General features: G+C 60.5%; 7 protein-coding genes. All 7 read right to left on the bottom strand.

What is annotated here, in order from left to right; translation table 11 throughout:
• Window positions 1-104: 104 nt before the first annotated feature.
• Window positions 105-881 carry a triose-phosphate isomerase gene (gene tpiA / locus PWJ82_RS07860; protein WP_274734392.1) on the bottom strand — a complete coding sequence of 259 codons (777 nt, stop codon included), beginning with the start codon at window positions 879-881 and terminating at the stop codon, window positions 105-107.
• Window positions 881-2,071, bottom strand: a complete 1,191-nt coding sequence (locus tag PWJ82_RS07855) for a phosphoglycerate kinase (protein ID WP_274734393.1) — start codon at window positions 2,069-2,071, stop codon at window positions 881-883. The genes tpiA and PWJ82_RS07855 overlap by 1 nt, the downstream gene beginning before the upstream one ends.
• A 75-nt stretch (window positions 2,072-2,146) precedes the next feature.
• Window positions 2,147-3,154 carry a type I glyceraldehyde-3-phosphate dehydrogenase gene (gene gap, locus PWJ82_RS07850; protein ID WP_026429334.1) on the bottom strand — a complete coding sequence of 336 codons (1,008 nt, stop codon included), beginning with the start codon at window positions 3,152-3,154 and terminating at the stop codon, window positions 2,147-2,149.
• A 245-nt stretch (window positions 3,155-3,399) separates the two neighbouring features.
• Window positions 3,400-4,386, bottom strand: coding sequence for a DNA-binding protein WhiA (gene whiA, locus PWJ82_RS07845; RefSeq protein WP_274734394.1), 987 nt, complete (start codon window positions 4,384-4,386; stop codon window positions 3,400-3,402).
• An 84-nt stretch (window positions 4,387-4,470) separates the two neighbouring features.
• The gene (locus PWJ82_RS07840; RefSeq protein ID WP_274734396.1) at window positions 4,471-5,427 is read right to left on the bottom strand and encodes a gluconeogenesis factor YvcK family protein; all 957 of its coding nucleotides are present in this window, start codon (window positions 5,425-5,427) and stop codon (window positions 4,471-4,473) included.
• The gene (rapZ, locus tag PWJ82_RS07835; protein ID WP_274734397.1) at window positions 5,427-6,374 is read right to left on the bottom strand and encodes an RNase adapter RapZ; all 948 of its coding nucleotides are present in this window, start codon (window positions 6,372-6,374) and stop codon (window positions 5,427-5,429) included. The genes PWJ82_RS07840 and rapZ overlap by 1 nt, the downstream gene beginning before the upstream one ends.
• Window positions 6,375-6,403: 29 nt before the next feature.
• Window positions 6,404-8,401, bottom strand: a complete 1,998-nt coding sequence (uvrC, locus tag PWJ82_RS07830) for an excinuclease ABC subunit UvrC (protein WP_274734398.1) — start codon at window positions 8,399-8,401, stop codon at window positions 6,404-6,406.
• Between the last annotated feature and the right edge of the window lie 5 nt (window positions 8,402-8,406).

Below are 8,406 nucleotides of genomic sequence, written 5' to 3'. Positions count from 1 at the left end.
GCCGGCCAGCGGTAAATAAACCGGGCGGGGGGGGATCAAACCACCCCCCCACGCAAGGGCCGGGGCGATACTCCTTAGGTGATCGCCCTTAGCCGTTATCGTTCTTAGCCGCGGAACATCACGATCTTCGCGAATTCCTCCGCCTTGAGACTGGCGCCGCCCACAAGGGCACCGTCAACATCAGGCTGGGCCATGATCTCCTGGACGTTAGCAGCCTTGACCGATCCGCCGTACTGGATGCGAACCGCAGCAGCCGCTTCCGCACCGAAGTTTTCCTCGATGCGAGCCCGGATCGCGCCGCAGACTTCCTGGGCGTCTTCCGGGGTGGCCACTTCGCCGGTGCCAATAGCCCAGATGGGTTCATAGGCGATAACAAGCTTGGCTACATCGGCAGCCTGGAAATCGGCGAAGAGTTCGTCGATCTGGGAAACGACGTACTCGACATGCCGGCCTTCCTTACGCACCTCGAGTTCTTCACCGCAGCAGACGATAGGCGTCATGCCAGCGCCCAGAACCTTGTGTGCCTTCTTGCCGATGAGTTCATTGCTTTCGCCGTGGTAAGCGCGCCGCTCCGAATGGCCCACGATGACGTAGCTGCACCCGAGCTTGGAGAGCATCGAGGTGGAGATTTCACCGGTGTAGGCGCCTTCGTCATGCACGGAGACATCCTGGGCACCGTAGGCGATGTGCAACTCATCTGATTCGCACAGGGTCTGGATGGACCGCAGATCGGTGTAGGGGGCGAAAACCGCCACATCTACATCACCGTAGGTGAAACCTGCATCATCCAGGGTCCACGCGACTTTTTGCACAAGGTGGGTAGCCTCGAGATGATCCATATTCATCTTCCAGTTACCCGCCATCAGGGGGGTGCGTGCCATTAATCCTCCAGAACAGCGATACCGGGCAGGGTCTTACCCTCGAGGAATTCGAGGGAAGCGCCACCGCCGGTGGAAATATGGTTGAACTTCTCTTCGTCGAAACCGAGGATGCGCACGGCAGCCGCGGAGTCACCGCCACCAACAATGGTGAAGCCTTCAGCATCCTGCATGGCCTGGGCTACGCCCTTCGTGCCCTCAGCGAAGGCCGGGAACTCGAAGACGCCCATGGGGCCGTTCCAGACGATAGTCTTCGAAGAGGCGATTTTCTCAGCGTATTCGGATACGGTTTCCGGCCCGATGTCCAGGCCCATGCCGTTGGCGGGCATATCGGAGGCGGAAACGATTTCGGATTCCGCGTCCTTATCAAACTTATCGGCGACGACAACGTCAACCGGCAGGAGCAGCTCCACACCCTTATTGGACGCGGTTTCGAGGTATTCGCGAGCCTTATCGATCTGGTCATCTTCGCACAGCGAGGAACCGATCTCATAGCCCTTGGCGCGCAGGAAGGTGAAGGCCATACCGCCACCGATGAGGAGAACATCAGCCTTATCCAGGAGGTTCTCAATCACGCCGATCTTATCGGAAACCTTGGAGCCGCCGAGCACCACGGTGTAGGGACGTTCCGGATCCGCGGTGGCCTTGGACAGCGAATTAATTTCCTTGGCAACGAGTTCACCGGCAGCCGAAGGCAGCAGCTTCGCAATATCGTAAACCGAGGCCTGCTTGCGGTGGACAACACCGAAACCATCGGAAACGAAGACATCTGCCAGCGCGGCGTATTCCTTCGCGAGAGCTTCGCGGTCAGCATCGACCTTGGAGTCTTCGCGCTTGTCATAGCGCACGTTCTGAAGCAGCACGATGTCGCCGTCATTCAGCGCGTCAATCTTGGCCTTGGCATCCGGACCCACGGTATCTTCCGCGAGGGGAACCTCACGGCCGAGGAGTTCGCCGAGGCGCTTGGCTACCGGAGCCAGGGAGAATTCCGGCTTCGGCTCCCCCTTCGGGCGGCCCAGATGCGCGGAAACGATAACCTTCGCCTTGGCGTCGAGAAGCCGCTTGATGGTGGGCAGCGCGGCGCGGATACGGCCGTCATCGGTAATGCGATCCCCGTCCAGCGGAACGTTGAAATCGGAACGAACAAAAACCTTCTTGCCGGTGAGGTCACCGAGCGATTCAATAGTCCTCATATTTTTCCTTTCGCGTAGGGAAGCCCGTGCGCGCTAGCGCACGCACGGGCTTCACATCAGCTCATCGCTTGATCTTTAGAGCTTGCTCGCAACGAGGTTGGCAAGCTTCACGAGGGAAGCAGCGTAGCCGTATTCGTTGTCATACCAAGCGCCGATCTTGACCTGGCCGTCCATCACCTTGGTGAGGCCGGCATCGAAGATGGACTGGTGATGATCACCGATGATGTCCGAGGAGACGATGGGATCCTCGGTGTAAGCGAGGGTGCCCTTGAGGGCGCCTTCCGAGGCTTCCTTCATCGCGGCGTTGATTTCTTCCACGGTGACATCGGACTTCTCAGCTTCGAAGGTGAGGTCCGTCAGGGAGCCGGTGATGGTGGGGACGCGCACGGCGTAACCATCAAGCTTGCCCTTGAGTTCGGGAAGAACCAGGGCAACGGCCTTGGCCGCACCGGTGGTGGTGGGGACCATGTTCTGCGCGGCCGCGCGGGCGCGACGCAGATCCTTGTGCGGGCCGTCCTGCAGGTTCTGATCCGCGGTGTAAGCGTGGATCGTGGTCATCAGACCCTTCTTGACGCCGAACTTGTCCACGAGAACCTTCGCCACCGGGGCGAGGCAGTTCGTGGTGCAGGAAGCGTTGGAAATAATATTGTGCTTGGCCGGATCGTACTGATCGGAGTTCACGCCGATAACGAAGGTGGCATCTTCACCCTTCGCCGGGGCGGAAATAAGAACCTTCTTGGCGCCGGCTTCGATATGAGCCTGGCAAGCTTCACCGGTGCGGAAGCGGCCGGTGCACTCGAGAACGATGTCAACCTCGAGTTCCTTCCACGGGAGGTTGGCCGGATCCTTTTCAGCAAGAACCTTGATCTTCTTGCCGTCGAGCACGAATCCATCTTCGGTTGCTTCAATCTCCACGGGGAGGCGGCCGCCGGCGGTGTCATACTTCAGCAGGTGGGCGAGAGTCTTGATATCGGTCAGGTCATTGACCGCGACGATCTCGAAATCCGCACCCTCGGCGAGGGCTGCGCGGACAGCGGCACGACCAATACGGCCGAAGCCGTTAATAGCAACGCGTACAGTCACTCTTTATCCTCCTCACGCGCCAGCTAGCGCGTTTCCAACTCGACTTCTTGTCTTTGAGAAGTCCGTCCGAGAACTTCTCTCGGAACCACTGACTATTCTACCGGTCACGTTCGGCTGGGGCTAATGCCAGTGGGAAGGAGCTTGCGAACTTTGGCACAGAGCGAAACTCGACAGCGGCATAACACGCCCTTAGTCCCATTTTTGATTGTTATTTTTTTCGACGACGGCGAACGCGCTACCGCGCGTTAGGACATTGCCCCGTGCCCCGCCGCCCGCACCGCGGCCATAGTGTCAGGAATGCCCAGTTCCTTGGCCCGCTTATCCGCCATAGAATTCAAGCGACGCAGCCGCCCGGCCACGGCATCCTTGGTGGCGCGCGGCGTGAGCTGCTCCCCGAGCAAGTTGAGGGAATCTTCCGGGTGAGCGATGCGGGCTTCACCGGCCGCCCGCAAATTCTCGGGTACATCCGTGCCGAGAATTTCAAAAGCGCGCTTGACCCGGATCACCGCGATGACAGCGGCATCGGCACTGCGGCGCATATTTGCGTCGTCGAAATTAGCAAGCCGGTTAACCGTGCCGTGTACTTCCCGTTCCACGCGTAGCTCTTCCCAGCGCAGCACAGCATCATTGGCACCCATCCGGGTGAGCATATCGGAGATAGCTTCTCCCCCGCGGATGTCGATACGGTGGGCTCCGCGTGATTCGCGCACCCGGTAGGGAATATCGAGGCGTCGGGCCAGCCCTCCCAGGGCATAGGCAGCCTCCAAGCGCGGGCAAATAATCTCAAGGGAAGCATTGCGCCCGGGTTCCATGAGGGTGCCGCGCGCGAGGAAAGCTCCGCGCCAGGCCGCTCCCGCATCGGCTTTTGAGCCACCGACCACCGCGGGAGGTAGCCCTCGTACCGGCCGCCCGTGTGCGTCCAGGAGGCCGAGTTTCACCGCAATGCGTTCGGTGTTCTCTGAAGAGCGCACCAGGAAACGTTGCCCCTGGCGCATCTGCGAGGAAACCGAAAGAAGTTCCGGCTCCACGGAGAAAAGCTGGCGCACCAACTCCCACAGGCGTTGCGCGGTCGGCCGGTGGCCCACCTCGGCCACCAGTTCCAGGGTACGCGAACGCACGGCCAATCCCCCGCCGTACCGGAACATCGCGGTGAGTTCAGCCAGGGCGGCGGAAAGCGAAGCCGGCGTAACGGTGGCTAGTTCATCTTTCACCGTACGGGTTAACGCGGACACGACTCCCCTTCCTTCTATGGTGGGACCGCTACTCAGCAGGGAATATCCCGGTTGTGGATTCTTCCGTGCGCGGGAGTTCCCGGTTTAGGAATCTCCTATGACGCCTTCGAAGGCATCCCGATAGGCAGCGGCCAAACGTAGCGCATCGTGACGTGCGCGATTATCGCCCATTCTAACCTGTCGCAGCATGAGCGTGGCCCCGATACCTTCGGCTTCCGCTGCGACTTCACCGATATCATCCACGCTGCGCGGATCGGCCACCACCACGTCAATACGCAGATCCGGGGCATGGCGAGCGAAAGAACGAATATGGTCCGCGGCGCTCATCCCCCATGTTTCACGCTCATTACGAAGATTGAGGGCAAGAACCCGGCGGGCCGGGGAACGCACGAGGGCCGCGTGTAAATCCGGAACCATGAGGTGGGGAATAACAGAGGTGTACCAGGATCCCGGTCCAAAAACGATCCAATCGGCCTCGTCAATAGCGGCAACCGCTTCGGGTTGGGCGGGAGGATTCTCTGGAATAAGGCTGACGTGTTCCACTTTTCCGCGAGCCGTTGCCACCGCCACCTGCCCGCGGTAGAGCTGGGGGCCGTCTTCCTCGTCGATGACCCGTGCCTCAATCTCCAGGGGAATAGGAGACATGGGCAGCACGCGGCCGTCAATGCGCAGCAGCTGCCCCACCCAGTCAAGACCGGAAACTGTGCTCCCCAATTGCTCCCACATGGAAACAATGAGGAGATTACCCATGGCGTGCCCGTTGAGGGGACCTTCGGAAGAGAATCGGTATTGGAGAACGTCGCGCCAGGTCTGGCCCCATTCGCCGTCGTCACACAGCGCGGAAAGGGCCATGCGCAAATCTCCGGGTGGAATCACGTTGAATTCATTACGCAAGCGCCCCGAGGAGCCGCCGTCGTCCGCAACAGTAACCACGGCGGTGATATTTTGGGTGATGAGCCGCAGGGCCGAAAGCGAAGCGTATAGGCCGTGGCCGCCCCCGAGGGCGACGACTCGCGGGCCGCGACTACCGCGCCCGCCCATTATTCACGCCCCAAATCACGGTGAATTGTGCGTACCGAGTGCCCGGCGGCGCGTAGCGCCTCGGATACCGCTTCCGCGATAGCCACCGACCGGTGTTTTCCACCGGTGCAGCCAATCGCGATCGTGGTGAAAGGTTTGAGTTCGCGGGCGTAGCCGGCCAGGATGGTGTGGATGAGGTGAGAGTATTCCCGCACGAAAGCCTCGGCACCCTCCTGCTCCAGTACGAAATGGGCCACGGGCTCATCGTGGCCGCTCAGGTGGCGCAGCTCGGTAATCCAGTAGGGATTGGGCAGGAAGCGCACATCGGCCACATTATCAGCATCCAGGGGCAGGCCGTATTTGAAACCGAAGGACATGACCGTTACCCGGGTCGCTTCTGTTCCGGAGGTTTCCCCCACGAGGTGGCGAATTTTACGGGAAAGATCGTGCACGGACAGCCGCGAAGTATCGATAACGGAATCAGCACGATTGCGCAGAGCCGCCAGGAGTTTGCGTTCCGCGGTGATGCCGTCGAAAAGCCGACCGTGGCCCTGGAGCGGGTGGGGCCGGCGCACGCTTTCATAGCGGCGCACCAGGGAAGCATCATCGGCATCGAGGAAAATAATGCGATAGTTAATACCGCTCGCGGTGAGATCCGCAAGAACTTCCAGGAGCTCAGCGAAGAATTCCCGGGAGCGCACGTCCACCACCGCGGCCATGCGGGTCACTTTTCCATTACCGGAGAGCAGCCCCGCCAAGGCGCTGAGCATGCGCGGCGGGAGATTATCCACCACGTACCAACCCAGATCTTCCAGGGTGGCAGCCGCGCGGGATCTGCCCGCCCCGGACATTCCCGTGACAATAATGATTTCCGGAACGTCGGCCGGTGCCAGCTCAGCTGTACAATCGGCTGCCGGAACAACGGCGGGGATACGGGACGTATCGTTAATGTCGCGGGTGTCACTCATATCTCCATCATGCCACAAAGACCCGCGAGCTACTCCTCCCCGAGGGCTTTTTTAATCGCCGCGGCGAGCACCGGGCCAATGCCCGCAACTTCCGTGAGTTCATCGAGGCTAGCCTCCCGGATCCGTTTAACCGAGCCGAGAGCACTCAGTAGTTTCTTTTGCTTAGCCGGCCCCAGCCCCGGAATGGCGTCAAGCGCGGAGCGAGTCATCGCCTGACCCCGTTTCTTGCGGTGGAAAGTAATGGCGAAGCGATGCGATTCATCGCGCAATTGCTGGAGGAGGCGCAACGCCGGTGAGGTGCGCGGGAAGATAACCGGGAATTCTTCGCCCGGGATCCACACTTCTTCCAGACGTTTTGCCAGGCCCACCACCCGCACATCGGCACCCAGCTCATCGACCACCCGCTGGGCGGCGTTGACCTGGGGAAGCCCGCCGTCCACCACGAGGAGGTCGGGGCGGTAGGCAAAACGGGGCGGGGCAGCGGTGGCGGTATGCGCGGCGCCCTCATCTTCCACTCCCCCGGCATCGGCGGCGTGCGCTGCGGCGTCGTTCAAACGGCGCAGCCTCCGGCGCAACACTTCATCCATCGCGGCGGTATCATCCCGAGCACCCTGCCCCTCCGGCCCGCGCACGATGAAATGCCGGTAATCAGAGGTTTTCTTGAGGCCGTCCTCGAATACCACCATGGATCCGACCTGCTGGTGGCCCTGGGTATGGGAAATATCGTAGCCTTCGATGCGCAGCGGAGCGCGGTCTAAATCCAGCCCGATGCGCAGCTCTTCCAGGGCTTGGGAACGCACCGTAATATCGGCGGCGCGCGCCAGCTTATTGCGGTCAAAAGCCTGTTTCGCATTCGCGTGTACGGTATCCGCCAGCTGGGCTTTCGGCCCGCGCTGGGGGCGCTTGAGGTGGACCGGACCGCCGCGGCGTTCGGCAAGCCAGCGCTCCAGCCCCGCGCGATCCGAAGGGAAAACCGGTACCCAGATCTCCCCCGGGATGGCCCCGGGTGGCACGTGGTCACGATCATCCACGGAGGTTCCGGCCCGCACGGTGCGATCCCCCTGGGTACCTACCCCACGGTAAGCGTCGTATTCGGGATTTCCGTATATATGGAGGAGCAGGGCGTTGATAATATCGGCTGGTTCGGTGCCTTCTGTTTCCGTTACCCAGCCGCGCTGCCCGCGGATTCTTCCGCCCCGCACATAAAAAATCTGGACCGAAGCATCAATTTCATCGGATTCTAAGCCGATAATATCGGCGTTAAGATTTGAATCGAACACCACAACATTACGCTCGGTGGCGGTGGTCATCGCCGTGATTTCATCGCGTAGTTTCGCGGCACGTTCAAAATCTTCGACCGCTGCCGCTTTTTTCATGTCCGCGGTGCGGGCACGAATAAAATCACTGCCATCTGATTCCATGAATTTTACGAATTCTTCAGCGACGGCGCGATTCTCCGCGGCACTCACCAGCCCGGCACAGGCACCGTTACACAGCCCGATATGAGTATTGAAACACGGTTTGCCGGTGCGCTGCCCCCGCCGGAATTCCGCATCGGAACACGAACGCATGGTAAAAACGGGCAGCAGAGCATCGAGCACTTTTCGGATCGCCCACACCTTCGTATACGGCCCGAAGTACACGGTGCCTTTGCGGTGTTTTTCCCGGGTGATATAGGCCCGCGGAAACTCCTCCCCCAGCGATACCGCCAGGTAGGGATAGGACTTATTGTCCCGAAACATAACATTGAAGGGCGGTTCAAATTCCTTAATCCAGGAATATTCCAGGGTGAGGGCCTCAATCTCGCTCCCCACCACCACCCACACCACATTGGTAGCGGTATGCACCATGGTGCGAATACGCGGGATGAGGCGTTCGGGCGGCTGAAAATAGTTCTGGAGTCGGTTGCGCAGATTCTTCGCTTTCCCAACGTACAGGATGCGCCCTTCCTCGTCCACAAAGCGGTAGACACCCGGGTCCGTAGGGATAGACGACGGCGCCGGGCGATAGCTGCGCGGATCAGCCACGGCTC

It is taken from the genome of Actinotignum schaalii, assembly GCF_028864145.1.
Lineage (GTDB): Bacteria > Actinomycetota > Actinomycetes > Actinomycetales > Actinomycetaceae > Actinotignum > Actinotignum schaalii_B.
This window is presented reverse-complemented; position numbering and strand designations above follow the sequence as displayed.